The 26,479-nt window shown below is 69.0% G+C and carries 23 protein-coding genes and 3 tRNA genes; 20 read left to right on the top strand and 6 right to left on the bottom strand.

The genetic code is table 11. From position 1 onward, the window contains the following. Positions 1 to 55 precede the first annotated feature (55 nt). Positions 56 to 361: a hypothetical protein gene (locus LVY72_RS10670; protein WP_237820608.1), complete on the bottom strand. Its 306-nt coding sequence runs from the start codon at positions 359 to 361 to the stop codon at positions 56 to 58. Positions 362 to 610: 249 nt separating this feature from the next. Beyond that, a complete protein-coding gene (locus tag LVY72_RS10665; protein ID WP_237820607.1) occupies positions 611 to 1,297 on the bottom strand; it encodes a response regulator in 687 nt (228 codons plus the stop codon). 279 nt (positions 1,298 to 1,576) lie between these two features. Between LVY72_RS10665 and LVY72_RS10660 the strand changes: the two genes are divergently transcribed. From LVY72_RS10660 to LVY72_RS10650, 3 genes are all read left to right on the top strand, one after another. Then, positions 1,577 to 1,993 carry a hypothetical protein gene (locus LVY72_RS10660; protein WP_237820605.1) on the top strand — a complete coding sequence of 139 codons (417 nt, stop codon included), beginning with the start codon at positions 1,577 to 1,579 and terminating at the stop codon, positions 1,991 to 1,993. 108 nt (positions 1,994 to 2,101) lie between these two features. Continuing rightward, entirely contained in the window at positions 2,102 to 3,169 is a 1,068-nt protein-coding gene (locus tag LVY72_RS10655) for a 3-isopropylmalate dehydrogenase (RefSeq protein WP_237820603.1), read from the top strand. An 84-nt stretch (positions 3,170 to 3,253) separates the two neighbouring features. Further along, positions 3,254 to 4,357, top strand: a complete 1,104-nt coding sequence (locus LVY72_RS10650) for a branched-chain amino acid aminotransferase (protein ID WP_237820601.1) — start codon at positions 3,254 to 3,256, stop codon at positions 4,355 to 4,357. Positions 4,358 to 4,462: 105 nt separating this feature from the next. On the opposite strand, the gene LVY72_RS10645 is transcribed toward LVY72_RS10650, so the two are convergent. After that, positions 4,463 to 6,838 carry a glycosyltransferase family 2 protein gene (locus tag LVY72_RS10645; RefSeq protein WP_237820599.1) on the bottom strand — a complete coding sequence of 792 codons (2,376 nt, stop codon included), beginning with the start codon at positions 6,836 to 6,838 and terminating at the stop codon, positions 4,463 to 4,465. 217 nt (positions 6,839 to 7,055) lie between these two features. Between LVY72_RS10645 and LVY72_RS10640 the strand changes: the two genes are divergently transcribed. From LVY72_RS10640 to LVY72_RS10630, 3 genes are all read left to right on the top strand, one after another. After that, the gene (locus LVY72_RS10640; RefSeq protein WP_237820597.1) at positions 7,056 to 8,624 is read left to right on the top strand and encodes a chitinase; all 1,569 of its coding nucleotides are present in this window, start codon (positions 7,056 to 7,058) and stop codon (positions 8,622 to 8,624) included. A gap of 131 nt (positions 8,625 to 8,755) precedes the next feature. Next, complete coding sequence (locus LVY72_RS10635; protein ID WP_237820595.1) at positions 8,756 to 10,060, top strand: S8 family serine peptidase; 1,305 nt, start codon at positions 8,756 to 8,758, stop codon at positions 10,058 to 10,060. 76 nt (positions 10,061 to 10,136) lie between these two features. Then, positions 10,137 to 10,367: a hypothetical protein gene (locus LVY72_RS10630; RefSeq protein WP_237820593.1), complete on the top strand. Its 231-nt coding sequence runs from the start codon at positions 10,137 to 10,139 to the stop codon at positions 10,365 to 10,367. Positions 10,368 to 10,390: 23 nt separating this feature from the next. Here LVY72_RS10630 and LVY72_RS10625 read toward each other — a convergent pair whose 3' ends face one another. Further along, on the bottom strand, positions 10,391 to 11,050 hold the full coding sequence (locus tag LVY72_RS10625; RefSeq protein ID WP_237820591.1) for an AfsR/SARP family transcriptional regulator: 660 nt from the start codon (positions 11,048 to 11,050) through the stop codon (positions 10,391 to 10,393). 228 nt (positions 11,051 to 11,278) lie between these two features. Between LVY72_RS10625 and LVY72_RS10620 the strand changes: the two genes are divergently transcribed. The 10 genes from LVY72_RS10620 to LVY72_RS10575 all read left to right on the top strand — a co-directional run bounded on the left by LVY72_RS10620 (position 11,279) and on the right by LVY72_RS10575 (position 20,077). After that, the gene (locus LVY72_RS10620) at positions 11,279 to 12,193 is read left to right on the top strand and encodes a hypothetical protein (protein ID WP_237820589.1); all 915 of its coding nucleotides are present in this window, start codon (positions 11,279 to 11,281) and stop codon (positions 12,191 to 12,193) included. A 24-nt stretch (positions 12,194 to 12,217) separates the two neighbouring features. After that, positions 12,218 to 13,006 carry an MBL fold metallo-hydrolase gene (locus LVY72_RS10615; protein WP_237820587.1) on the top strand — a complete coding sequence of 263 codons (789 nt, stop codon included), beginning with the start codon at positions 12,218 to 12,220 and terminating at the stop codon, positions 13,004 to 13,006. Between the two features lie 28 nt (positions 13,007 to 13,034). After that, entirely contained in the window at positions 13,035 to 13,805 is a 771-nt protein-coding gene (locus LVY72_RS10610; RefSeq protein ID WP_237820585.1) for a fumarylacetoacetate hydrolase family protein, read from the top strand. A gap of 20 nt (positions 13,806 to 13,825) precedes the next feature. After that, a complete protein-coding gene (locus tag LVY72_RS10605) occupies positions 13,826 to 14,422 on the top strand; it encodes a hypothetical protein (protein WP_237820582.1) in 597 nt (198 codons plus the stop codon). Positions 14,423 to 14,469: 47 nt separating this feature from the next. Continuing rightward, positions 14,470 to 15,975, top strand: coding sequence for a glutamate--tRNA ligase (gltX, locus tag LVY72_RS10600; protein WP_237820581.1), 1,506 nt, complete (start codon positions 14,470 to 14,472; stop codon positions 15,973 to 15,975). 189 nt (positions 15,976 to 16,164) lie between these two features. Next, positions 16,165 to 16,236: transfer RNA gene (locus tag LVY72_RS10595), tRNA-Gln, on the top strand. Between the two features lie 64 nt (positions 16,237 to 16,300). Next, positions 16,301 to 16,373, top strand: a tRNA-Glu gene (locus tag LVY72_RS10590). Between the two features lie 119 nt (positions 16,374 to 16,492). Then, positions 16,493 to 16,565, top strand: a tRNA-Glu gene (locus LVY72_RS10585). Between the two features lie 72 nt (positions 16,566 to 16,637). Further along, positions 16,638 to 18,461, top strand: coding sequence for a dynamin family protein (locus tag LVY72_RS10580; RefSeq protein ID WP_237820759.1), 1,824 nt, complete (start codon positions 16,638 to 16,640; stop codon positions 18,459 to 18,461). Then, entirely contained in the window at positions 18,458 to 20,077 is a 1,620-nt protein-coding gene (locus tag LVY72_RS10575; protein WP_237820579.1) for a YfjP family GTPase, read from the top strand. Before LVY72_RS10580 ends, LVY72_RS10575 begins: the two co-directional genes overlap by 4 nt. A 285-nt stretch (positions 20,078 to 20,362) precedes the next feature. Here LVY72_RS10575 and LVY72_RS10570 read toward each other — a convergent pair whose 3' ends face one another. Then, positions 20,363 to 20,908 (bottom strand): DUF1697 domain-containing protein, encoded by a 546-nt coding sequence (locus LVY72_RS10570; protein WP_237820577.1) that lies wholly within the window; start codon positions 20,906 to 20,908, stop codon positions 20,363 to 20,365. Between the two features lie 69 nt (positions 20,909 to 20,977). On the opposite strand from LVY72_RS10570, the gene LVY72_RS10565 reads away from it, so the two are divergent. Further along, positions 20,978 to 22,030 carry a thiamine-phosphate kinase gene (locus LVY72_RS10565; protein WP_237820575.1) on the top strand — a complete coding sequence of 351 codons (1,053 nt, stop codon included), beginning with the start codon at positions 20,978 to 20,980 and terminating at the stop codon, positions 22,028 to 22,030. Between the two features lie 38 nt (positions 22,031 to 22,068). Here the strand turns inward: LVY72_RS10565 and LVY72_RS10560 are convergent, their stop codons facing one another. Next, positions 22,069 to 22,788, bottom strand: a complete 720-nt coding sequence (locus LVY72_RS10560) for an IclR family transcriptional regulator (RefSeq protein ID WP_237820573.1) — start codon at positions 22,786 to 22,788, stop codon at positions 22,069 to 22,071. A 147-nt stretch (positions 22,789 to 22,935) separates the two neighbouring features. Between LVY72_RS10560 and leuC the strand changes: the two genes are divergently transcribed. From leuC to murA, 3 genes are all read left to right on the top strand, one after another. Further along, the gene (leuC, locus tag LVY72_RS10555; RefSeq protein WP_237820572.1) at positions 22,936 to 24,411 is read left to right on the top strand and encodes a 3-isopropylmalate dehydratase large subunit; all 1,476 of its coding nucleotides are present in this window, start codon (positions 22,936 to 22,938) and stop codon (positions 24,409 to 24,411) included. Between the two features lie 13 nt (positions 24,412 to 24,424). After that, positions 24,425 to 25,024, top strand: coding sequence for a 3-isopropylmalate dehydratase small subunit (leuD, locus tag LVY72_RS10550; RefSeq protein ID WP_237820571.1), 600 nt, complete (start codon positions 24,425 to 24,427; stop codon positions 25,022 to 25,024). A 134-nt stretch (positions 25,025 to 25,158) separates the two neighbouring features. After that, complete coding sequence (gene murA, locus LVY72_RS10545; protein WP_237820570.1) at positions 25,159 to 26,475, top strand: UDP-N-acetylglucosamine 1-carboxyvinyltransferase; 1,317 nt, start codon at positions 25,159 to 25,161, stop codon at positions 26,473 to 26,475. The last annotated feature ends 4 nt before the right edge of the window (positions 26,476 to 26,479 follow it).

Genomic DNA, 26,479 nt, shown 5'->3' with positions numbered 1-26,479 from the left:
AGCCGGCGCTCCCTGCGTCCTTGGGGCTGCTCTTCACCCGCTGGTCGATTAGTGGTCAGCCCGCGGCCTGACCCTCGCGGGCCACCTCCTCCAGGATCCTGGCCGTCGGCGATGCCGACAGCAGCTGCCCTATCACATCGGGGTTGTCCCACACCTGGCTGCGCAGCCGTTCCAAAAAGACGGTCGCGGCGTCCCTGGTGTCGAAGTCAAGGAGCACGGCTACGTTGTTCTGGTCGCCTGCATCCCGGAATACCCGGACAGACCGGGCGCCAGACGCGGCGCGGCCCGCGGGATCGCTGTCGAAGACTTTCTTCCATTCCGCGTAGTCCCGGACTGGATAGCCTATCTGTAGGGTGAACATCCTCGTTCCTTTCCTTCGACGTGCGTCAGGACCACCATAGGCCAGCCGGTATCATCCGGGTAGGGCTCCGGGCCGGTGGTGATCCGGTGCCGCGTCGGGTCACCCGGACCAGCTCCGGCCATCCCGAGGTGCTGGACTCCCGGTGTCGGGAACGTGTCCGGGTCCGCGGCGACAAGCACCACCACTGCCGACGCCATGACGCCGCACGGTCAGCGGCTTGAAACACCGCTAACCTATGCGGTCACCGCACTAGCTGGCGAAGGCGCCTCCGGCACTGTCGGCGGTCACAAAGACCGCTGCCTGGGTCCGGGACTTGAATCCGAGCTTGGCGAGCAAGGACGAGACGTAGTTCTTCACCGTCTTCTCTGCCAGGAACAGTTCCTGCGCAATCTGGCGGTTGCTCAGCCCCTGCCCGATCAGCGTCAGGACCCGCTGTTCCTGGGGGCTCAGTGAGGCCATCCGGGAGTCGGCGGCCGGGGCGGCTGCCATCCCGCCGACAATTCTTGCCTCGAGCTCCGGATCGAACAGGGACTCGCCCCTGGCGGTCCGGCGCAGGGCAGCCACCAGATCCGTCCCGCCGATCTGCTTCAGCACGTATCCCGCAGCCCCGGCCAGCACTGCGCCGCGCAGGGCCTGCTCGTCGTCATAGCTGGTCAGGATCAGGCAGCGCAGGGCCGGATCGATCGAGCGGACATCCCTGCAGACCTCGATACCCGTTCCGTCCGGCAGCCGTCCGTCCAGTACCGACACGTCAGGGTGCAGGGCCGGAATCAGCCTCGTCGCTTCCTCCGCCGAACCGGTTTCGCCGACCACCTCGAAGCCTTCGTCTTCCAGCAGTTCGTGCAGGCCGCGGCGGACCAGCTCGTGGTCATCCAGAATGAAGACGCGCAGCGGCGCCGGCCCCGTACTCGGTTTCGTCGGCTTTCCTTGTGGCACTTTGTCTCCTGCTCGCAGCCGCGGCACTGCCGTCCCGGACCGGCAGTGCCTTCTCCCTTAAGTGTTCCAGTAGGGGAAGTAACGCGCCAGAAAATCCGGGAACTCGGGACTTTCGGCTCTAACCCCGGCGTTGGTTCCGGGCCACACTGGTTAATGCCTGCGGTTGCTTGGGGGAATCGGAGGTGCCGGCACAGGTGGGGGCACCTGTGCCGGGCGCAGACAGTCAACGGCCAGCCGACGGAATGACGATTCCGACGGCCGGAAAGGAACGACATGGCAATGAGCACGATGCATCCCGCAGTCAAGGGTAGGGACAGTGTGGTCCGCGACCTGCGGGGGATGGCGGAGCGCCGGCAGTTGGATGCTGCACGGCGGAGGGCCATGCAGGAGCATCCGGCCGGCGGTGCCAGGAAGCTGCGCGTGCTGGTCAAGCTCGATACCGAGCAGGCTTCAGCCGTGATCCGGGTTGAGGGGACCCTGACGCAGGCGAACCTCCACGCGCTGTACTCCATCACGGCCAGGACCAATGCCCTGCTGCCGGGCCTGGAAATCACCATCGACCTCAGCGGAGCCCGGGCGGTGGACGAAGCACTGCAGGAACTGATCGGGGTTGCGCGCCGGGCCACGCTGCCGGAAGCTGCCGTACGCGAACACGCGGCCTGCCGGCTTCGCGTGCTGGAGCCGCAGGCGGCCTGAGGACCGGGGCTCCCGGCCGGCCTGGACGATGGGGTCCGGACCAGCCGGGAGTGTCCGAAATATGAGATGACTTGTTCAGGATATGGAACCCTTCCATAAACTGGGAACATGAGCGCAGCAGAATCCCAGGCTATTTCCCTTGCAGTCATTCCCGGCGACGGGATCGGTCCGGAGGTCATTGCCGAGGCCGTGAAGGTGCTCCAGGCCGCCACCGCCACGGAGGCAGCCAAGTTCGAACTCACCGAGTATAAGCTCGGCGCCGAGCACTGGCTGGCCAGCGGGGAGACCCTCTCCGACGAGACCCTTGCGAAGCTGCGCACCCACGATGCCATCCTGTTCGGTGCCGTGGGGGCCGCGCCGGGGGACACCCGCATCCCCTCCGGCCTGATCGAGCGCGAAATGCTGCTGAAGCTGCGTTTCAGCCTGGACCATTACATCAACCTGCGCCCGGCCAAGCTGTTCCCGGGCGTGCCCAGCCCGCTGGCGGACCCGGGGGAGATTGACTTCGTCGTCGTCCGTGAAGGGACCGAGGGGCCCTACGTAGGCAACGGCGGCGCGCTGCGCGTGGACACTCCGTACGAAATCGCCACCGAGGTCTCGGTCAACACCGCCCACGGCGTCGAGCGCGTGGTCCGTGACGCGTTCCGCCGCGCCCAGGCCCGCCGCCGGAAGCTGACCCTGGTCCACAAGCACAATGTGCTGGTCCACGCCGGGCACCTGTGGCGGCGTACCGTCGAGGCTGTCGGCCAGGAGTTTCCGGATGTTGCCGTGGACTATCTGCACATCGACGCGGCCACCATCTTTATGGTCACGGACCCGTCGCGCTTCGACGTCATCGTCACCGACAATCTGTTCGGCGACATCCTCACGGACCTGGCTGCCGCGGTCACCGGCGGCATTGGCCTGGCTGCCTCGGGCAACATCAACATGGACCGCACCGTGCCGTCGATGTTCGAACCCGTCCATGGGTCCGCGCCGGACATTGCCGGGCAGCAGAAAGCCGATCCGACGGCGGCAATCCTGTCCGTGGCCCTGATGCTGGAGCACCTCGGCCTGCCCGAGGCTGCCACCCGGGTCCAGGAGGCGGTGGAGAAGGACATCGCCGGCCGCGGCACCGCAGCCCGGACGACGTCGGAGGTCGGCGATGCGATTGCTTCGCTTTTGGCAGTAGGCTAGTTAGCGGTTGTTAACCTGAAACAACGCGAGAATCAACCTGAGCAGACGGCGGGCACAACGGTGTGCACTCACCGTGGAGGAACCATGACTGAAACACTGCAATTTTCCCGGCATCTCTCCGACCATCCGGCCAGTGCCGAACGCCGCGGCCAGATCCTGGCCGATCCGGGATTCGGCAACTACTTCAGCGACCACACCGTCGTGGTCGACTACAAGGAGGACCAGGCCGGCATCGGCGGCTGGAACAACGCCCGCGTGGAGCCGTACGGACCCATCCTGATGGACCCGGCGGCCGCGGTGCTGCACTACGGGCAGGAGATCTTCGAGGGCCTGAAGGCCTACCGTCATGCCGACGGCTCGGTCTGGACGTTCCGCCCGGAGGCCAACGCGGAACGGTTCAACAAGTCCGCCGTTCGCCTGGCCCTGCCGGAGCTGCCCGACGGCGTGTTCGTGGAGTCGCTGCGCGAGCTCGTCGCCGTGGACCAGGGCTGGATCCCCAGCGGCGACGGTGCGGCCCTTTACCTGCGTCCGTTCATGATCGCTACCGAGGCGTTCCTGGGTGTGCGCCCTGCCCGCGAAGTGTCCTACCGCGTCATCGCCTCGCCTGCCGGCAACTACTTCGGCGGTCCGCTGCAGCCGGTGTCCATCTGGCTCTCCACCACCTACGCCCGTGCCGGGCACGGCGGTACCGGCGAGGCCAAGTGCGGGGGCAATTATGCCGCCTCGCTGGCTGCCCAGCTGGAGGCCGAGGCCCACGGCTGCAAGCAGGTGCTCTTCCTGGACCCCACCAACGACAATGCTGTCGAAGAGCTCGGCGGCATGAATATCTTCTTCGTCTTCAAGGACGGCACCCTGGTGACGCCGGAACTGAACGGGAACATCCTGCACGGTGTCACCCGTTCCTCCGTGATCCAGCTGGCCAAGGACCGCGGACTGAGGATCCAGGAACGGAAGATCACCATCGACGAGTGGCGTAACGGCGTCGCCGCCGGCGAGATCACCGAAATCTTCGCCTGTGGCACGGCCGCCGTGATCACCCCGATCGGCGAGCTCAAGACGGCCGCCGGGGACATCCCCTCCCCGGCCCTGGCCGGGGACTCGGTGTCGATGTCCATCCGCGCGCAGCTGCTGGGCATCCAGACCGGCACGGTGGAAGACACCCATGGCTGGCTGACCCGGCTGGCCTGAACCGGCGCCGGATTCCAGCAGGCTGACGGCAGGGAGCCCTCGGAAGTTCCGGGGGCTCCCTGCCGTTTTCCGTCCCCGACGTGCCGGCCGGCGGGGGAGCAGCTGCTACCTGCGCCGCTTCTTCCCGCCCGCGGCGGCCAGCGCGGCGGCCCGCCGGCGCCGGTCGTCGGCTCCGCCGCGCAGGTCCCGGTTGAGCCGGCGGTCCCCGTGGTACAGGATGGACTCCCAGTCGACGTCTTCCGGCGCCTTGGGCACGATCACCACAGGATCGGACTTCGGCTGCTTCGGAGCCACATACAGCCAGTTCAGCGTGCCCAGGACGATGTCGACCACCGAGTTCTTCACACCGATGTAGGACCAGATGGCGATGCCGGCCAGCACAGCATTCAGGCAGGCGAAGGCCGCGTTGCCCCAGTTCTGCTGCGCCACGTCCCGCCACAAGGTGAGCAGTGAGAAACCGACAATCAGGTAGGGGACCAGCACGTAGATGGCCGGCGCGGCGGTGCGGTCCTTGACCTTGGGGGTGCGGACGAAGGGGATCTTCTCCCCGGTGATGGCCTGCTGCAGGGACTTCAGCACGCCTGCGAGGTTCACCGGCAGCAGGACCAGGTTGAAGCCGTAGATCCTGAAGATGTCGCTGAACCGGTGGCCGCACTCGCGCAGGTCGCTGCCCATGGCCAGGAAGTACGGCAGCGCCGCGCAGAAGACCACCGGGCTGAGCAGCCGGCTGTCGTAGGGGTAGGCGAGCAGGAACAGCAGGCCGAAGCTGGCCCAGGTGATCGAGGCCATGTAGTTGACCCGCAGCAGGACTTCCCGGACGCCGATGCGCTCGTGCCGGTAACGCCGCATGGACAGCTGCTTGACCAGCTTGGGCAGGATCAGCAGGCCGCCGTTGGCCCAGCGCCGGCGCTGGACCACGAGCGAGCCGAAGTCCGGCGGCGTTGCGCTGTAGCTGAGCCGCTCCGGATAGTTGGCCAGCGTCCAGCCGTGCGTACCCAGGTCGATGCTGGACTCGGTATCCTCGATGACCGTGCGGTCCTGGACATAGCGGCGGACCTCGAACCCACCTACCGTTTCCACTTCCACGATGTCGTCCAGCGCCTGCTTGCGGATCACGGCGTTGGCCCCCACCCAGAAGGTGGCCCCGTAGTAGCTCATGCCCTGGTGCAGGATGTGCTGGACATCCGTCGTGGCGCCGGCAATCCGCTCGATCCGGGTCGGGGCACCGCGGAACGAGGAATACGGGGTCTGGGTGACCGCCACACGCTCGTTGCCCGGAGATTCCAGAAAGTACACCAGGCGCAGGCAGTAGTCCCGCAGCAGCAGCGAATCCGCGTCCAGGGTCAGGATGTAGGCCGTGTCCGGGCAGTCCAGATCGTCAGCCTGCGGTTCCTCCGCCTGCCGCAGCACCACGTCCCCGGCGGCATCCTCGCGCCGCCAGCGCTGGCCCATGAGCGAGATGTAGGAGTTCAGGTTCATCGCCTTGTTCGCCTCATGCGAGAGGTTGGCGTAAAGCTTGCGCTCGAAGGTGCCCATCCGCACCGAGAAGATCCGCACCAGGCGAAGGTAGAGCTCCACCATCCGGTCGGCATCGGGGGCCGTGCCCTGGACCTCGGCGGCCCGCAGGGCATAGACGGTCAGCCGCAGCTCGCGGGCCAGCCCCATCAGGACCAGGTCCACGAAGAACTCGTCCACATGGTCCTCGACCGGTTCGGCCTCGGCGAATTCCTCCAGCCAGACCGCCGCCGCCTCGTATTCGGCGGTGAGGATGGACAGCTCGGCAGCGGCGCTTCCGGTGCCGCCTGGGCCGGTGCGCCGTCGGAAGGCGTCAAGTGCGGAGCGGAACCGGTCCGCCGGTCCCTTAAGCTGCTGTTCGATCCCACCGGCCAGCGCCCGTGTCGCCGCCAGCCGGTCCTGGACCGCCGGATCGGTGGGGAAGGGTGGATCGTCCAGCAGCAGCACCACCCGCAGGCCGGGGAACTCCTGCAGCGCGGCCGACCACAAGGTGGCGCGCACGACGCCGGGTTCCTCGGCGTAGGACGGGACCAGGACGGTAATGCCTTCCTGGTAGTCGGCGAAGTGCCGGTCCAGTTCCCCGCGCGGGACGCGCCGGTGGTCGCGGAAGCGGTGCAGGGCCCCCTGCCGGGCCATCAGGTACATCAGGGCGGAGAAGGTGAGGAAGCTGACCACCACCAGGTAGGACACCGCTTCGAACTGGAAGCGGAAACCGGCGTTGGGATTGTTGGCCAGCTCCCGCAGCACGGTGGTGATGACGTAGACAACCCAGGACAGCACTGTGGTTACGATGCCGACCCTGCCCCAGGCGAGCTTCCCGCGCGAGGGGACCGGATGTACGATCGACAGCGGTTCGGATCGCTTTTCGGAGCCCCACTGCCGCCGCCGCGGCGGTTCCGTGGAGACGGCCGGTGTGCCCGGCTGCTGGGGTGCCTCCGGGGTGGATACAGTTGCTTGCTCGGACATACGCCCCCCATGCCGGGGCCGGCAGCCGGTGCCGGCGTTCGAATTCCGGCCGCGGATCCGGTGCGCGGACCGCGGCTAGATGAAACCTTTAAGCTGCCCCTATACTAAACGTTCGGGGGCCGGTCCGGCGACGGCGCCCCGCCGCCGTATATGTGGTGCGGAACCGGCAACCATCCGGCCGTCCCCGCCCGCGGGGGCATGTTCTTGTGGGGGTTCTGTGTCAAAGCGATTTCCGGGCCGCAGGCTGTCCATAGTGCGGCTGGCGTTGCTGCTGGTGGTGGCCGCCGCTTTGGGCGTCACCGCCTTCGATGGCTGGCACCGGTTCACGGATGCCCGCGCGGCCGCCACGGGGAAGCCGTGGTTCGGCGCTTACGTCGACGCCACCGCCACCCCCTTCCACGCCTTCGAGAATCCCGCCGGGGCGGAGGGCCGGAACGTGGTGCTCGCCTTTATCGTGGCGGACCCCGACGAGCCGTGCAGCCCGTCCTGGGGCGGCGCCTACAGCCTGGACGAGGCTGAGCAGACCATGGACCTGGACCGGCGGATGGCCCGTCTGACCGGCGCAGGCGGCAAAATCGTGCTGTCCTTCGGCGGGCTGAACAATGACGAACTGGCCACCGCCTGCACCGACCAGGACAAGCTCCTGGCCGCCTACCGGGCCGTCCTCGACCGCTACCAGCCAGCCGCCATCGACCTGGATATCGAGGGCAACGACCTCTCCGACCAGGCCGCGGGCAAGCGCCGTGCCGAGGCCTTCGCCGCCTTGCAGCGCGAGCGGGCCGGAAGCGGGAAGGACCTGAAGGTCTGGCTGACCCTGCCGGTGGCGCCCGCGGGCCTCACCGGGGAAGGTACTGCCGCGGTGGCGCAAATGCTGGCTGCCGGTGCGCCGCTGAAGGGCGTCAACATCATGACCATGGACTACGGCGCGGGTAAGGCGTCATCGCAAACCATGCTCGATGCCTCCATTGCTGCCGCCGAAGCCACCCATGCCCAGCTCTCGGCGCTGTACCGGCAGGCAGGGCAGGACGTGGGCACCCAGACGCTGTGGCGGCGGATCGGGCTGACCCCGATGATCGGCCAGAACGACATCCCCGGCGAGGTGTTCGACCTCCACGCCGCAGCCGGGTTGAACGCGTTTGCCCGGCAGAACGGCGTGGGCCGGCTGTCCATGTGGTCGTTGAACCGGGACCAGACGTGCAGCGAGAACTATGGGGATACCACCCGGGTTTCGGACAGCTGCAGCGGCGTGGACCAAGGCGGCTCCCGCTTCGCCCCGGTGCTTGCCGACGGCGTCACCGGCGTGGCCGGACGGCTCGACAGCCCTCCGGAACCGTCGGCGCCGTCGTCCCCGGCGGCCGTGGTGGTGGACAACCCGGAAACCAGCCCCTACCCGATCTGGTCGGACCAGGCGTCCTATGTGGCCGAATCGCGCGTGGTTTGGAAGGGCAATGTCTACGAAGCCAAATGGTGGACCCGCGGGGAAGCGCCCAACGATCCGGTGCTGCAGGCCTCCGAGACGCCGTGGACCCTCATTGGCCCGGTCCTGCCGGGGGAAAAGCCCGTGCCCGTGGTGACGGCGCCCGCCGGGCTGTATCCGCGGTGGTCGCCCACCAGCACCTATGAGAAGGGGGACCGGGTGCTCTTCGAGGGGCGGATTTTCGAGGCGAAATGGTGGACCCGGGCGGACACCCCGGAAGCGGCCATGCAGGGCTCGGACAGCTCGCCCTGGGCCATGTTCAATAACGAGCAGACCCAAAAGGTCCTCGACGGGAAGGAAAAAGAATAGACTGCACCGCAGCGGTCCGGTCCATAACGCTGCAGTAACGCGGACGGGCCACACTTCGAAGCAAGGCCGGGTCCGGTTTCCCTGGCGGTGCCCGGTGCCCCCGGCCTGCACGCAATCCCCGGGAGGGCGCTGTGATTGAACCGGATCTGCCAGCATCGGCCGGTATCCCGCCGGAGGCCGGTTCCCCGGCCGGGCGGGGGGCGGCGGTCACCACCGGCCGGTACATCGTCGTCTTCGCCGAAGACGGCTACGAGCCGGCCTCGGTGCTCGGCTCGGCGGGGCTGTCCAACGTGGCCAGTTCCCGGGACTTCCAGGACCGCGCCGTCGATATCACGGATGCCAGCGGCGCCGACGCCACGGTCTTCGAGACACTCGGCATCGCCGTCGTGTCGGCCAGCCAGGAGCAGCTCTCCGCCCTGCAGGGCACCGGCGGTCCGCATCCGGTGGTGCTGTCCGTCTCGCCCGAACTGGTCCACCACGTCCTGGGGCCGGCCGAGTATGTGCGCGGCTATCGCGACGGCGTGGCGGACCTGAGCGCCCGGCTCGACGGCGGAGCCGCTGCCGCGGCCGCGGCACCGGCCTTCGAGGACAGCAACCAGTCCACCTGGGGATTGCAGGCCACGCGGGCCGTGCAGTCGGCGGTATCCGGCCACGGCGTCAAGGTGGCCATCCTCGATACCGGGTTCGACGCCGCGCACCCTGATTTTGCCGGCCGCAGCATCACCACGCAGTCCTTCGTGCAGGGTGAATCAGCGCAGGACGGGCATGGGCACGGCACGCACTGCACCGGTACCGCCTGCGGCCCCCGGCTTCCGTCCACCGGGCCGCGCTACGGGATCGCCTATGGGGCGGATATCTTCGCGGGCAAGGTGCTGTCCAACGCCGGCTCCGGCACCGATGCGGCTATCCTGGCCGGAATCGACTGGGCGGTGGCCAACGGCTGCGCCGTCGTCTCCATGTCGTTCGGCGCCAACCTCGCGCAGGCCCATCCGCCCTATACCGCCGCCGGGCAGCGGGCGCTGGACCGGGGAGTCCTGCTGATCGCTGCGGCGGGCAACAACGCCCAGCGTCCACAGGGCAATTTCGGTTTCGTCGGCGTGCCGGCCAACAGCCCTTACATCATGGCCGTGGGCGCCCTGGACCAGCAGCTGGCCGTGCCGTATTTCTCCGCCCGCAGCCTGCCCGGCCGCGGCGGGCAGGTGGACGTCGCAGGCCCCGGCTGGCAGGTCTACTCGTCCTGGCCGATGCCTGGCCGCTACCGGAGCATCAGCGGGACCAGCATGGCCGCGCCCCATGCCGCCGGCGTGGCCGCCTTGTGGGCCGAGGCCACCGGTTTCCGCGGCCGCGAACTGTGGTCGGTGCTCGCCCAGGAAAGCGACAGGCTGCTGGCGGCGTCCGCCGACGTCGGGTCCGGACTGGTCATTGCCCCGCAATGAATCCGCACTGAAACCCGCACAGAAAGCAGGAAGGGTCGGCGCTGACCGGCCCGCTGACCGGGCGTACGCTAGGTCCATGGTCAATATCAGCGTGACGGTCGAACAGGACCATCTGTCCATGATCGGCGACGTCGCCGAGGCGCTGCGGGCCCGGGGCATGCAGGTGACGCAGGTGCTCCAGTCCGGATTCATCACCGGATCCGTGAGCGAGGACTGCCGGCAGGCGCTGGCCGCCGTCTCCGGGGTCCAGACCGTGGACGAACAGCTCCAGTTCCAGCTGCCGCCTCCCCAGGAGGAAGTCCAGTAGGTCCGGTCCCCGCGGCGGCCGGATCAGGAACCGAGCCGCCGGATTAGATCCGTCAGCTCGGGTGAAGGGCCCACGCCCAGTTCGCGCGAGACCTTGGCGGAGAAGCGACGGTAGCTTTGCGCCGCGGAGGCGCGGTTGCCCGCCAGCAGGTGCGCCTGGATGATCAGGCGGTGGGCGTTTTCCCGGAACGGATCCAGGGCCGCAGCGCGGCTGGCGGCCTCGATGGCCCGGTCATAGGCCTGTTCCCGGAGGAACAGTTCGGCAACCTGTTCCATGGCGCGGATCCGGAGCTGGTCCACCCGGTCCCGTTCGGGCAGCACCCAGTCGTCGTACCAGCCCTGCAGCAGTTCGATGGGGGCTTCCAGCACCAGAGCCTGCTGCGCCGCAGACCCGCCGTGGTCGGCCGCGCAGGACTCCACATCGTGCACGTCCACATGGACCCCGGCAGCCAGCTCCAGCGGGTCCCGTGTGCCGGCCAACAGGCCCGGCAGCTTGTGGGTGATCGCCCAGACGCTGACGCGCAGGCTTTCCAGCGCCAGCGGACGGGTGCTGTCCGGCCAGAGCAGTTCCGCCAGCGCGGCCCGCGGGGTCCGGCCACGCAGCGCCAGGGCCGCAATAACGCGTTGTTCGCGGTGGCTGACACCGGTGTGCCTGCCGTCGCGCCGCAGGTTCCAGTTTCCCAAGAGCCCTAATTGCCAATGCGCCATCCTTGCCCCCTGCACAGTGATGGTTCCCCGCCTTCAACTTCCATGCCTTCGGCTGATTAGGCAAGAGCCATAGGCGAAAATGCGCCCGGCGGAGGCAAAATTGCCGCACGGCGTACCCGCCCGGCCAGCGCAAGGCGGGACGCGCTAGGCTGGGCTCCAGCTACTGTCCGGCGTTCCGGGCGCGGGGGAACCGGGGGACATGAGGTGACGCGGAATATGCCGGGCACGATGCAGGCACGAAGGCAAGCCCCGCTGCGGGCCGTCCTGGCCACGCTGCTGGCCCTGCTTCTCCTGGCCGGCGGGCCGGGCACAGCCGTGTGGTCCGCCGGCCCGGCCGCTGCCCTGGACGGGTCGGTGGCGGCGTCGGCCACGGCCTCCCGCAAGCCCACCGAGGCCTGGGCCCCGGACGGCACCAGCCTGTTCGGCACCGCCGAGGGCAGGATCCCGTCCTACACCCAGCGCTCCTACACGATCCGGGTCTACAACGCCCGCAGCAGCCGCACCGGCAGGTACCAGGTCTGGCGCGGCGGCAAGTGGAACACCCTGCAGACGCTGCGCTGGACGCTGCAGCCCGGCCGCTCGGTGACCGGTCCGCAGACCGTGAAGAGTCCAAAGGCTTCCGCCACCGTCAAAAGGAAGTACCGGCTGGTCATTGACGGCACCAGGTATGAGAAGGCCTGGGCGGACACTGTCACCATCTCGCACGAGAATCCGCGCGACTACACGGGCCAGCACAAGCGTGCCTACCGCTATATGCGTGCCTACTGCCCGAACCAGATCATTACCGTGGTGCCGGGCTGGACCAGCTACGCGTGGACGGGCTCCCGCCGGATCGAAATAGGGGGCAGCTACCCCGCCGGTGCCGGCTTCCAGTACGTGGCCCTGCACGAATGCGCCCACATCCGCCAGTACGCGCTGTACAAGGACAACTACGACGCCCTGGCCAAGCGGATGAACGCGGTCTACGGCGGCAAGGGCGGCACCGGCCTGGAGCGCGCGGCGGACTGCATGTCGTATGCGATGGGGGCGGACAAGGCCGCCGGCGGGACCTACACCACCAGCTGCTCCGGTTACCGCGGCAAGGCGGCCCGCCTGTTGCTGGCCGGCCGGAAACCGTAGCCGGCGGCATGGCAGGATAGGGATGTGAGCGCGCACCCGAACCAAGACAGCCAGGGATTCGTCCGCAGCAGCCGGCTGACCCGCTTCCGGCTGGCCCCGAATCCCGGACCGATGAGCCTGGACGGCACCAACTCGTACCTGATCGGCGCACCCGGCTCCGGCGTCGTCGTGGTGGATCCAGGACCGCTGGACGAGCCGCACCTGCAGGCGCTGGCGGCCGCCGGCGACGTCGAACTGGTGCTGATCACGCACCACCACATCGACCACACCCAGGCCAGTGCCCGCTTCCACGAACTGACCGGTGCGCCGGTCCGCGCGCTGGACCCCGCCTTCTGCCATGGCGGCCGCCCGCTGTCCGACGGCGAGGTGCTGGACGCCGCGGGCGTCCGGATCCGGGTCCTGGCCACTCCGGGCCATACCGCGGACTCGGTCTGCCTGCACCTGCCCGACGACGGCCCGTCCGGCTCCGTGCTCACCGGTGACACCATCCTGGGCCGCGGCACCACCATCATCGCCTACCCGGACGGACGGCTGGGCCCGTACCTGAAATCGCTGAAACTGCTGGCCGCGCTCGGCCCGGCCACGGTGCTGCCGGCGCACGGCCCGGTGCTGCCGGATCTGGCCGCCATCTGCGCGAAATACCTGGAGCACCGTCACGAGCGCCTGGAGCAGGTCCGGGCCGCGCTGGAGCGGCTCGGCGAGGACGCCACCATCCAGGCCGTGACGGACTACGTCTACACGGACGTGGATCCGGCGGTACGCGGCGCCGCAGAATCTTCGGTGGCGGCGCAGTTGGATTTCCTGCGCAGCTGAAGCCGGCAGCGGACGATAGGCTAACCGCATGCGTATAGCCCGATTTGTTGTCGATTCCGATCCGATGTACGGCGTGGTCGAGGGGGAGCAGGGGAGCGAAGAGGTCGCCGTGATCAGCGGCGATCCGTTCTTCACAGGGCTCCAGCTCACCGGCGCCCGGCACAGGCTTGAAGACGTACGCCTGGTGGCCCCGATCATCCCGCGCAGCAAGCTCGTCTGCATCGGCCGCAACTACGCCGGGCACATCCAGGAGATGGGCAACGAAACCCCGCCCGCCCCGTTGATGTTCTTCAAGCCGAACACCGCGGTGATCGGCCCGAACGAACCGATGGTGCTGCCGTCCTTCTCCGATGAGGTCTCCTACGAGGCCGAACTCTGCGTGGTGATCGGCCGCATCTGCAAGGACGTGCCGGTGGAGCGGGTGGACGAGGTCATCTTCGGCTACACCTGCGGCAACGACCTGACCGCCCGGGACGCCCAGCGCACCGATGGCCAGTGGGCCAGGGCCAAGGGCTTCGACGGCTCGGCCCCGCTGGGACCATGGATCGAGACCGAACTGGACCCGGACAACCTTGCCATCCGCGGCTGGCTGGACGGCGAACTGAAGCAGGACGGCAATACCGCCCAGATGATCTGGGGCGTGCGGGACCTGGTGTCCTACGCCTCGCAGGCTTTCACGCTGCTGCCCGGGGATGTCATCATGACCGGCACCCCGGCCGGTGTGGGCACCATCCAGCCGGGTCAGCGCTACGAGGTGGAGATCGAGGGCATCGGCCGGCTGGCCAACACCGCCCGCTGACCGGTTCCGCCAGTGAAACCATGACGACGGCGCCGTTCCGCCGCCATGCGGCCCGCACCATCGCGGCGGTGCTTTCGCCAGCCGTCGTGTGGGCCGCGCTCCTGTTGGCGGCGCCGTTCGCCGGACCCGGCACACAGTATCCGCTGGCCTGGGGTGCCGGCGCGGCGCTGCTGGTCTGCGCGGTGCCATGGGCCATTGTGACCGGGCTGGACCGGCGCGCAGACCTGCGCCGGGGCCTTGGCCGGCTCCGTGCCGGACCAACGATGGTCTGTACCGGCGTGCTGATGTACGGCACTTTGCGCGTCATCCGCTGGTGGCACGGACCGTTGGCCTTGGCGGCCGTGATCCTGGGCATTTTCGCCGGCTACGCTGCCGTCCTGTTGGCCCGCAGGAAGTGGCCGCTGTACTGGCCGGCGGCCACCCTGGGCGCGGCCGCCGTCATCATGCCGTTGCTGCTGGGGCTGCCGGGCCTGCTGGCCCTGCCGTTGCTGCTGGCCGGGCTCTGGGCGGCAGCGGCGCTCAAACGCGGCACCGCGGCCCGGCTGTCCGGATCGGCGCTGGCCGGCGCGGTGGTCTGCGGCGGCATTTGCGCCGTGCTGCTGCAGGCGGTCCGCTGACGACGCCGACACGACCGGAGCGCCACTCCCGTAAACTTGAAGCCACTATGACTACTGCAGCTGACATTCCCACCGTCACCGCCGAGACCCCCGTCCGGGTCCGTTTCTGCCCTTCCCCCACGGGCACCCCGCACGTCGGGCTGATCCGCACCGCACTGTTCAACTGGGCCTACGCCCGGCACACCGGCGGCACCATGGTTTTCCGCATCGAGGACACGGACGCGGCGCGGGACAGCGAGGAGAGCTACCACCAGCTGCTCGAGGCGCTGAAATGGCTCGGCATCACCTGGGACGAAGGCGTCGAGGTGGGCGGACCGCACGAACCGTACCGGCAGTCGCAGCGCCACGACATCTACGTGGACGTCATTAACCGGCTGAAGGAAGCAGGACACCTGTACGAGTCCTACTCCACGCCCGAGGAAGTCGAGGCCCGCCACCAGGCCGCCGGCCGCGACATCAAGTTGGGCTACGATAATTACGACCGCAGCCTGACCGCCGAGCAGATCGCCGCGTTCAAGGCCGAGGGCCGGGAACCGGTGCTGCGGGTGCGGATGCCGGACGAGGACATCACCTTCGAGGACCTGGTCCGCGGCGAGATCACCTTCAAGGCAGGAAGCGTGCCGGACTTCGTCGTCGTCCGCGCCAACGGGAAGCCGCTGTACACCCTGGTCAATCCGGTGGACGACGCCCTGATGGGCATCACCCACATCCTGCGCGGCGAGGACCTGCTCTCCTCCACGCCGCGGCAGATCGCCCTCTACCGCGCCCTGTTCGACATTGGCGTGGCACAGTACATGCCGCTATTCGGGCACCTGCCCTATGTCATGGGCGAGGGCAACAAGAAGCTGTCCAAGCGGGATCCGGAGTCCAACCTCTTCCTGCACCGTGAACGCGGCTTCATCCGGGAGGGCCTGCTCAACTACCTGTCCCTGCTGGGCTGGAGCCTGTCCGCGGACGAAGACATCTTCACCGTGGAGCAGCTGGTGGAGAAATTTGACATCCACGATGTACTCTCCAACCCGGCCCGGTTCGACCTGAAGAAGGCCGAGGCGATCAACGGCACCCACGTCCGCCAGCTGGATCCGGTGGATTTCCGGGAACGTCTCGTTCCGTACCTGCAGCATGCCGGTCTGGTGGGCGAAACCCTGGCCCCGCGCGAGCAGGAAATCCTCCAAGCGGCAGCGCCGCTGGTGCAGGAACGCATCGGCCTGCTGGGCGAGGCGCCGGAAATGCTGGCCTTCCTGTTCAAGGCCGATGACGGGATCGACATCGCCGATGACGCGCGCAAGGGCCTGCCGGCCAACCTGGCCGAGGTACTGGACGCAGCTATTGCCGCGCTCGAACCGGTGGAGAAGTGGACCGCGGAGAACATCCAGGCGGCGCTGCGCCAGGCGATCGTGGAGGAGATGGGCATCAAGCCGCGGCTGGCCTTCGGTCCGGTGCGCACCGCGGTGTCCGGCCGCCGTATTTCCCCGCCGCTGTTCGAATCGATGGAGATCCTGGGCAGGCATTCGTCGCTGGTCCGGCTCAAGGCTTTCCGCGCCGCCAGCTGACGCCGGTTCCTCCGGCCGGGCAGCCTGCCTGGGCAGGCCATCCGGCCGGAGGGGCGCTTGTGGCGGACGCCACACCGGCGGAGCCCGGATCCGATTTTGTAGTTCTGCCGGTCGTCGGGTAAAGTAATTACTCGTGCTGAGGCGCTGAGAGAGCGGGGCAGGCCCCCTCGAACGGCAGCTCAAAGCCATTGGGATATGGTGTAATTGGCAACACAACGGTTTCTGGTACCGTCATTCTAGGTTCGAGTCCTGGTATCCCAGCGCTGTTTATGCCGCTGAAAATACGTATTTCGTATGACAGTGAGTGACAGTACTGAAAGTACACGGCCCCATCGTATAGCGGCCTAGTACGCCGCCCTCTCACGGCGGTAACGCGGGTTCGAATCCCGCTGGGGTCACGGTCAACCGGTCCCGGACAATTTGTCCGGGCGGTTCCGTTTAATCGGGATTTGTTTCCGGTTGAATTCGGTGGAATGTGAATATTCCACCAGCCGGCGCAAGCTGGCAAAAAGTGCAGGGCCCCATCGTATAGCGGCCTAGTACGCCGCCCTCTCACGGCGGTAACGCGGGTTCGAATCCCGCTGGGGTCACGGTCAACCGGTCCCGGACACTACGTCCGGGACCGGCTTTGTTTAACCCGCCGGCCCGGCCCGGCTGGCATGATGGTCAGCGTGGACACCACAGTCGAAGGGCAGCCAGCCGGGGGAGCCGCCGGCGCCGTCGTCCTGCTCGAGGACGTCGTGGCATCGCTGCGGACGCTCACCCTGCCCATTCAGCTGCCCGGCACGGAGCCGGTGCGCCATGATGCCGCGGCGGCGCAGGCGCAGCTGCAGGACTACGTGCTGCCGCGATACCGCAGCCTGGAAGCCCCGCTGTTGGCGGTGGTCGGTGGATCCACCGGTGCGGGCAAGTCCACGCTGGTCAACGCCATCGTCGGCCATCCGGTGACCCGGGCCGGCGCGATCCGGCCCACCACCCGGCAGCCGGTCCTGCTCCATCACCCGGCAGACAGGGCCTGGTTCGAAGGCCAGCGCATCCTGCCGGGGCTGGCCCGGATTGCCGGGACGCTCCGGGAGCGGGTGCCGGCAGACGGCAGGATGGAGGATCTTCCGGGGGCGGCCCCGGTGGGCAGCGAGCCGCCGGTATCGTCCTTGGTCCTGTTGGCGGACGACACGGTGCCGCAGGGCGTGGCCGTGCTGGACGCACCGGACATCGACTCCATCTCGGATGCCAACCGCCGGCTGGCCGGCCAGCTGCTGGCGGCGGCGGATTTGTGGCTTTTTGTCACCAGTGCCAACCGTTACGCCGACGCGGCGCCGTGGGCGCTGCTGCTCGAGGCTGCCGGGCGGAACATTACCGTCGCCGTCGTCCTGGACCGGGTGCCGGACGGGGTCGAGGAGGAGGTCCGGTCCGACCTCGCCGGCATGCTGGCCCGCCAGGGGCTGGGCAGCGCCCCGCTGTTCGTAGTGCCAGAGTCGGCCCTGGACGGCCGGGGGATGCTGCCGCCGCCCACGGTGGCTCCCATCCGGGACTGGCTTGGCGGCATCGCCGCGGACAGTGCCAGGCGGGCGGCCATCGCCCGGCGCACCCTCAGCGGCGTCATCAGTGCCTTGGCCGAGAAGGCCGAGGCAGCGGCCCGGGAAGTCGAGGCGCAGCGGGCGGCGGGGGACCGGCTCCGCGCCGACGCCGAGGGTGCCTATGCCGATGCTGCCGAACGCACTTTAGCGGCTACGCAGGACGGCACGCTGCTGCGCGGCGAAGTGCTCGCCCGCTGGCAGGATTTCGTGGGCACGGGGGAATTCTTCCGGTCCCTCGAATCCGGCATCGGAGCGCTCCGGGACCGCATCGGTGCGTTCTTCAGCGGCCGCCCGGCGCCGGCGGTGACGGTGGAAGAAGCGATCGAAACCGGGCTGCAGGCCGTGATCGTGGACGAGGCAGCCAAGGCAGCGGAGGACGCCGACGCGCGCTGGCGCGATGACCCCGCCGGCCGCCAACTGCTCGGCAAGGAGGACCTGTCCGCCCCGAGTGACGGTTTCGCGGACACCGCGGCTGCCGCAATCCGGGCCTGGCAGTCGGACCTGCTGGACCTGATCCGCACCGAGGGCCAGAACAAGCGCTTCGTTGCACGCCTGGTCTCGTTCGGCGTCAACACTCTCGGGGTGGCGCTGATGGTCGCGGTATTCGCCGCCACCGGCGGCCTGACCGGCGTGGAGATCGGCGTGGCCGGCGGCACCGCCGTCGTCGGCCAGAAGGTGCTCGAATCGGTGTTCGGGGAGGATGCCGTCCGGCGGCTGACCAAGACCGCCCGGCAGGACCTCGACCGCCGCACCAAGGCGCTGATGCAGGCCGAGGCCGGACGCTTCCTGTCCCGTCTGGACGTGCTCGATCCGCCGGAAACTGCTGCCAGGCTGCATACGCAGTCCCGGGCCCTGGCCAAGCTCGCGGCACAGACTGCCCGGGCCGGCGGGCCGGAGGCGGACGCATGAGCCGGCACCGCGGCGCCGGCGAGTCCTCGCCCCTGCAGCAGCGGCTGGAGGCCCTGAACACGGCACGGCAGCTGGCCGTCGGCCGGCTGCCGGAGTCCATGCTCGTCCCCGCCTTCGAGGTGCTCGAACACGCCAGCATCCGCCGCTCGCTGTCCTCGGAGCACACAGTCGTGGGCCTGTTCGGTGCTACCGGGAGCGGCAAGTCCTCCCTCTTCAATGCGCTCGCCGGCGAGGAGATTGCGACGGCGGCGGCGCGCCGGCCGACGACCGCGGAACCGCTGGCCGGCATCTGGGGCACCGGCGGGAGCGAGCCGCTGCTGGACTGGCTGCAGGTGCACCGGCGGCACAGCATGGACGAGGGCAGTTCGCCCGATGCTCCGGCCGGTGGCCTGATCCTGCTGGACCTGCCGGACTTCGATTCCACCGCCGTGGAGCATCGCCGGATTGTGGAGCGGCTGGCCGGGCAGGTGGACGTGCTGGTCTGGGTGCTGGATCCGCAGAAGTACGCCGACGCCGTCGTCCACCATGCCTTCCTGCGGCCGCTGGCGTCCCACGGGGCCGTGACCCTGGTGGTGCTGAACCAGGTGGACAGGCTGCGTGCGGGCGAACTGGAGCCGGTGACGGCCTCGCTCAAGGACATCCTGGCCCGGGACGGGCTGGAGCAGGTCAGGGTCTTTCCCGTCTCCGCACGCACCGGCGCCGGCATCGCCGGTCTCCGGCAGGCCATCCAGGGTGTGGTGGAGGCGCGCCAGGCGGCCAACGAGCGGATGGCAGCGGACGTACAAAAGGCCGCGGCAGCATTGCAGGACAGCGGCGCCGGCGGCCCGCTGCCCGCCGTGGCCAAGACGGCCAAGCGCGAGCTTGCCGGGCGGCTGGCCCGCTCCGCCGGCGTGGACGTGGTGGCGGAGGCGGTGGAGAAGTCGTTCCGGCGCCGTTCGCACGCCAGCACCGGCTGGCCGGTCACCCGATGGCTGGGACGGCTGCGGCGGGATCCGCTCAAGCGGCTGAACCTGGACCGCCGGGATGTCGAACCGGCAGTCAACCGGTCCTCGATGCTGGCGCCCGGGCCGGCCCAGCGCGCCCAGGCGGACACGGCCATCAGGACCTTCGCGGACGCGGCCAGCGCCGGTGCCCCGGATCTGTGGCGCGGTGCGATCCGGCGCGCCGCACGGTCCACCGCCGATACGCTGCCTGATGCCCTGGACCAGGCCCTCGCCCGGACCGAGCTGGGCTCCAACCGGAAGGCCTGGTGGTGGCCGATAGTCTCAGTGCTGCAGTGGATTTCGCTGGCGGCGGCATTGGCCGGGGCACTGTGGCTGCTGGGTCTGTTCGTGCTCGGCTACCTGCAGTTCCAGGTTCCGCCGGCCCCGCAGGCCGGCGGCTTCCCGGTGCCCACGCTGCTGCTGACGGCAGGGGTGCTGTTGGGGATCCTGCTCGGGATGGCCTCGGGGCTGGCCTCCAGGCTGGCGGCCGGGCGCAGTGCAGCCAGGGCGCGCCGCCGGCTGCAGGCTGCCATTGCCGAGGTGGCCGAGGCCAAGGTGGTGGCCCCGGTGGAAGCGGAGATCGCGCACTACAACGAATTCCGGCAGGCGCTCGAGACCGCCGAAGGTACGTAGCCACGGCCCGGGCTGTCCCCGCCGCCGCGGCCCGGACCCGCCGCGGCCCGGGCTGTCCCCGCCGCCGCGGCCCGGACCCGCCGCGGCCCGGACCCGCCGCGGCCCGGACCCTCCGCTGCCCCAGACCCTCCGCGGACCGGGGTGTCCCTGCGCCCATGTTTAAGCTTCAAGGTCTGCAAACCCGCTGGTCAGCGCCTTGCTTGAAGCCTAAAGCTGTACACGAAGGTCCATACCTGGGAGCGGCGGCCCGGCCCCGCCCAATCATCGGTGGGTCGGCGCCTCGGCTCACGCCCCGGCGGCCTCCAGGACCTTGAGCATGGTGCGCAGGTTGCGGGTCGTCGTCGTGCTCTTGTAACGGGCCTTGGCGCCGAGCTTGCTCAGCGGACTGTCCAGGGTACCGCCCTTGGGGCAGGGCCAGGCGGCCGCTTCGGGACCAAGCAGCACCTGTTCGGCCCCGGCGGCAGCGCCGGCGTCGAACAATTCCCGCAGCAGCGCCTCGTCGGAGCCCAGCGTGATGTAGGTATGCATCCCGTCGGCGTCCGGCGGGTAGGGGCATGCTGCCACCAGTTCGCGCACCCGCTGGGCGGGCAGCACGATCACCCAGGCGTCGTACCCGAAGGCCTCGCGCAGCCGCTGCTCCACCATGGCCTTGACCTCGCCGGCCGGCGCCTCGGCGGAACACACCACATTCCCGCTGGCCAGCAAGGTCCGGACCCCGGCCAGCGGCAGCTGGCCGAGCTCGCGCTTCAGGTCGGCCATTTTGATGTTGATCCCGTTCCCATTGATGCCGCGCAGGAACACCGCATACGCGGTAGCGGAAGAGTCGGTCATGGAGGGCAGATTACCGCCTGACGGCAGCAGTGGTGAATGATGCCAAGGTAGGGGCCATCGCTTCAAGGCATGGCCAGCTCATCGATGGGTGCGGATACCGGGAGCGTGTTGGAACAGGTGGCGGACGGACTGACCGTGGCGGAACTGGACGAGCGGGGGCTGCTGCAGCGCATCTTCCCGCGGCTGGGCGGTGCCCCGGCCGCCGCGGTGCCGGTCGGGCCGGGCGATGACGCCGCCGTGGTGGCGGCCCCGGACGGCCGGACCGCGCTGAGCATCGACACGCTGGTGCAGGACCAGGACTTCCGGCTGCTCTGGCCCGCCGGATACCGGACCACGGGTTTCGACGTCGGCTGGAAGTGCGCGGCCCAGAACCTATCGGATATCAACGCGATGGGGGCCGAGGCAACCTCCCTGGTGGTCAGCCTGACCCTGCCGGGGTCAACCGCGGTGGCGTGGGTCGAAGATCTCGCCGACGGACTGCGCGCGGCACTGGCCGGCCTGGGCGCACCGCGCTGCGCCGTTGTCGGCGGGGATCTGGGCGGTGGTCCGGCACTGGTGGTGACCGCTGCGGTCACCGGGGATCTCGGCGGCCGGGCGCCGGTGCTGCGGTCCGGGGCCCGTGCCGGGGACCTGCTGGCAGTGACCGGTTCCCCGGGACGGGCGGCCGCAGGGCTGGCGCTGCTGGAGAGCCGGCATCCCTACGAGGAGCTGCCGGCGGCGTTGCAGGAGCTGGTCGCGGCCCAGTCCCGCCCGACACCGCCGCTGGCGCTGGGACCGCTGGCCGCGCAGGCCGGAGCCCACGCGATGATGGATGTCTCGGACGGGCTGGTGCGCGATGCCGGCCGGCTGGCCCGGGCCAGCCAGGTGGCCATCGAGCTGGATCCGCAGGCGCTGCTGCCGTTTGCCCGGCCGCTGGCCGGCGCCGCCACGCTGACCGGGGCCGATCCGCTCGCCTGGGTGCTGGCCGGGGGAGAGGACCACGGGCTGCTGGCCGCTTTCGGGCCCCGGACGGTGCCGCCGGCCGGCTTTACCGTGGTGGGCCGGGTGTCCGACGGCGCGGGCCAGGTCACCGTGGGCGGCGCCGAACCGGGGGCGGTTGGCTGGGACCACTTCGCCGGGTAGCGTGACCGGCCTTGGGCCCGGGTGGACAGCCGGGCCGGTCAGTCGCCGGCCTTGCGCAGGGCGTCGGTGAGCTGCTGGGCGGCCTGGCAAACCACGTCCGCATGCAGCCGGCCGGGCTGCCGGGTCAGCCGCTCGATCGGCCCGGAGATGGAGACGGCCGCGATCACCCGGCCCGACGGTCCGCGCACCGGCGCGGAGACCGAGGCCACGCCCGGCTCGCGTTCGCCCAGGCTCTGGCCCCAGCCGCGCCGCCTGACTCCGGCCAGCACGGTGGGAGTGAAGCGGGCGGCCCTGAGGCCTTCGAGCAGCCGCTCGTGGTCTTCCCAAGCCAGCAGCACCTGGGCCGCCGAACCTGCCTTCATGGACAGCTGCGTGCCCACCGGGATGGTGTCGCGCAGGCCCACGGGACGTTCGGCCGAGGCCACGCAGACCCGGAAGTCGCCTTGGCGGCGGAAGACCTGGGCGCTTTCCCCGGTGGCGTCGCGCAGCTGCAGCAGCACCGGTCCGGCGGCCGCGATCAGCCGGTCCTCGCCGGCGGCCGAGGCCAGTTCCACCAGGCGGCTGCCCAGAATGAAGCGGCCCTGGACGTCGCGGGCCACCAGCCGGTGGTGGACCAGGGCCAGCGCGAGCCGGTGCACCGTGGGACGGGCCAGCCCGGTGGCAGCCACCAGCTGGGCCAGCGTGGTGGGACCGGCCTCGAGGGTGTCCAGCACCATGACCGCTTTATCGATGACGCCTACGCCACTAACATTGTCCATAGATTGATATTGCCGTCTCATTATTTGAGATGCAAGTCCGCGAGGTGGCGCCCCGCGCTCCGGTGCTGGAACAGTGGAAGGACAAGCTTCTGCGGCCCCGGAACCCCGGGGCGTACGCCGCGCTTTCAATGATGGAGGGAGCTGGCCATGGCCGGTAGCACTGCGGGCAAGACGCTCGCCGAGAAGGTATGGGCGGCGCATGTTGTGCGCCAGGGCGAAGGCGAGGGGGCGGCCCGCCAGCCGGACCTGATCTTCATCGACCTCCACCTGGTGCACGAGGTGACCTCGCCGCAGGCCTTCGAGGGACTGCGGCTGGCCGGCCGCAAGCTGCGCCGTCCGGACCTGACCATTGCCACCGAGGACCATAACACGCCCACGATCGACATCGACAAGCCGATCGCGGACCTGACCAGCCGCACCCAGATCGAGACGCTGCGCAATAACTGCAAGGAATTCGGTGTCCGGCTGCACCCGCTCGGCGACGCCGAGCAGGGCATCGTCCACGTCGTGGGCCCGCAGCTGGGCCTGACCCAGCCCGGCCTGACCGTGGTCTGCGGCGACTCGCACACCTCCACCCACGGCGCGTTCGGCGCGCTCGCCTTCGGCATCGGCACCTCCGAGGTGGAGCACGTGATGGCCACCCAGACGCTGTCGCTGAAGCCGTTCAAGACCATGGCCATCAACGTCGAGGGCACGCTGCGTCCGGGCGTCAGCGCCAAGGACATCATCCTGGCCGTGATCGCCAAGATCGGCACCGGCGGCGGCCAGGGCTACGTGCTCGAATACCGCGGTTCCGCCATCCGCGCCCTGAGCATGGAGGGCCGGATGACCATCTGCAACATGTCGATCGAGGCCGGTGCCCGGGCCGGCATGGTGGCCCCGGACCCGACCACGTTCGAATACCTGAAGGGCCGCCCGCATGCCCCCGAGGGTGCCGACTGGGACGCCGCTGTGGAGTACTGGCAGACCCTGCACACGGACGAGGACGCGGTCTTCGACGCCGAGGTGTTCCTGGACGCGGACGAACTGGAGCCGTTCGTCACCTGGGGCACCAATCCCGGCCAGGGTGTTTCGCTGTCTCATTCGGTCCCGCACCCGGAGGACTTCGGGGACGAGAGCGCCAAGGCCGCAGCCGAACGCGCTCTGCAGTACATGGGGCTGGAAGCCGGCACCCCGATGAAGGACATCCGGGTGGACACCGTCTTCCTCGGGTCCTGCACCAACAGCCGCATCGAGGACCTGCGTGCCGCGGCGGAGGTCATCCGCGGCCGGCAGAAGGACCCCGGCGTGCGCATGATGGTGGTCCCCGGTTCGGCCCGGGTGCGCCTCGAGGCCGAGGCCGAGGGGCTGGACAAGGTGTTCAAAGACTTTGGTGCGGAGTGGCGCTTTGCCGGCTGTTCCATGTGCCTGGGCATGAACCCGGACCAGCTGGCCCCGGGGGAGCGCTGCGCCTCGACCTCCAACCGCAACTTCGAAGGACGCCAGGGCAAGGGCGGCCGCACGCACCTGGTCTCCCCGGTGGTTGCGGCGGCCACGGCCGTGCGCGGCACGCTCAGCTCACCCTCGGACCTGGGGCCTGTTACTCCTGAAAACACAGACGCCGCTGCCGGCCGGGCAGCCTAAGGAGCCTCTCGCTATGGAAAAGTTCACCACCCACACCGGCATCGGTGTCCCGCTGCGCCAGTCTAATGTGGACACGGACCAGATCATCCCGGCCGTGTACCTGAAGCGGATCACCCGCACCGGTTTCGAGGACGCGCTCTTCGCCGGCTGGCGGAAGAATGAGGATTTCATCCTGAACCAGGAGCCGTTCACCCGCGGTTCGGTGCTGGTCGCAGGTCCGGATTTCGGCACCGGCTCCTCCCGCGAGCACGCGGTCTGGGCGCTGAAGGACTACGGCTTCAAGGCGGTGCTGTCCGCCCGGTTCGCGGACATTTTCCGTGGCAATTCCGGCAAGCAGGGCCTGCTGGCGGCCGAGGTCGCCCAGGACGATATCGAGCTGATCTGGAAGGAGCTCGAGAACCATCCGGGCACCGAGGTCACGGTGGACCTGTCCGCCAAGACGGTCAGCTGCGGGACCATTGTCGCCCCGTTCGAAATCGACGACTATACCCGCTGGCGCCTGCTCGAAGGGCTGGACGATATCGGGCTGACCCTGCAGCATGAGGCGGAAATCACAAAATTCGAGGCGGCACGCCCGTCCTGGAAGCCTAAAACGCTGCCGGCCAAGGCCTGATCCGGCGCCTCGGGGCGCGTTCCGGACCTGTTTGTTTCAATCTGGTCACGCTCAGCTCCTATGCTTGGTAGGGGGACTCTTCGCGCAGCCAGTTGGTGCGAAGATGGCATTTACATCGAGGGAAACGGGTATCCATGGCTAGTGTGCTGACCATTCGCGGCGGCGTCCCGCTCACCGGACAGGTGACCGTCCGCGGGGCCAAGAACCTGGTTCCCAAGGCCATGGTTGCCGCCCTGCTGGGCAGCGATGCCTCGGTGCTGCGGAACGTGCCGGAGATCAAGGACGTCGACGTCGTGACGAGCCTGCTGCGGCTGCACGGCGTCGAGGTGGTCAAGGATCCGCTCACCGGGGACCTGCGGCTGGACCCGACCAAAGTCAAGACCGCGCACATGAAGGACATCGACGCCCACGCCGGTGATTCCCGGATTCCGATCCTGTTCTGCGGCCCGCTCATCCACGCGATTGGCGAGGCCTTCATTCCGGATCTGGGTGGTTGCAAGATCGGGGACCGGCCGATCGACTACCATCTGGATGTGCTGCGCCAGTTTGGGGCCGTGGTGGAGAAACGCCAGGGCGGCATTTCCATCTCGGCGCCCAAGGGCCTCAAGGGTGCCAAGCTTTCGCTGCCCTACCCCAGCGTCGGCGCCACCGAGCAGGTGCTGCTGACGGCGACCAAGGCCGAAGGCATCACCGAGCTGAGCGGGGCCGCGATCGAGCCCGAAATCATGGACCTGATCGCGGTGCTGCAGAAGATGGGCGCCATTATCACTGTGCAGACGGACCGGGTGATCCGGATCGAAGGCGTCCACGACCTCAGCGGGTTCAACCACCGCGCGCTGCCGGACCGCAACGAGGCCGCTTCCTGGGCCTCCGCCGCGCTGGTGACGCAGGGCGACATCTACGTCGAGGGGGCGCGGCAGGGGGACCTGACCGCGTTCCTGAACACCTACCGCAAGGTGGGCGGATCCTTTGACATCGACGACGACGGCATCCGCTTCTACCACACCGGCTGCAAGCTCTCGCCGCTGGTGCTGGAAACCGACGTCCACCCCGGCTTCATGACGGACTGGCAGCAGCCGCTCGTGGTCGGACTGACGCAGGCCCAGGGCGTTTCGATCGTCCACGAGACGGTCTACGAAAACAGGTTCGGGTTCACCGAGGCGCTGGTCCGGATGGGCGCCAACATCCAACTGCACCGCGAATGCCTCGGCAGCGTTCCGTGCCGCTTCGGCCAGCGCAACTTCCTGCATTCGGCCGTCATCTCCGGGGCCACCCAGCTCAAGGGCGCAGAGATCGACATTCCCGACCTGCGCGGCGGCTTCAGCCACCTGATTGCCGCCTTGGCGGCCACCGGCACCTCACGGGTGACCGGCATCGACATCATCAACCGCGGCTATGAGCATTTCCTGGCCAAGCTCGAAGGCCTGGGCGCGGATTTCGACGCGGCCTGAGCCG

Source organism: Arthrobacter hankyongi, from assembly GCF_022012395.1.
GTDB lineage: Bacteria > Actinomycetota > Actinomycetes > Actinomycetales > Micrococcaceae > Crystallibacter > Crystallibacter hankyongi.
The sequence above is the reverse complement of the archived record's forward strand: the minus strand, read 5'-3'. Positions and strand labels throughout refer to the sequence as shown.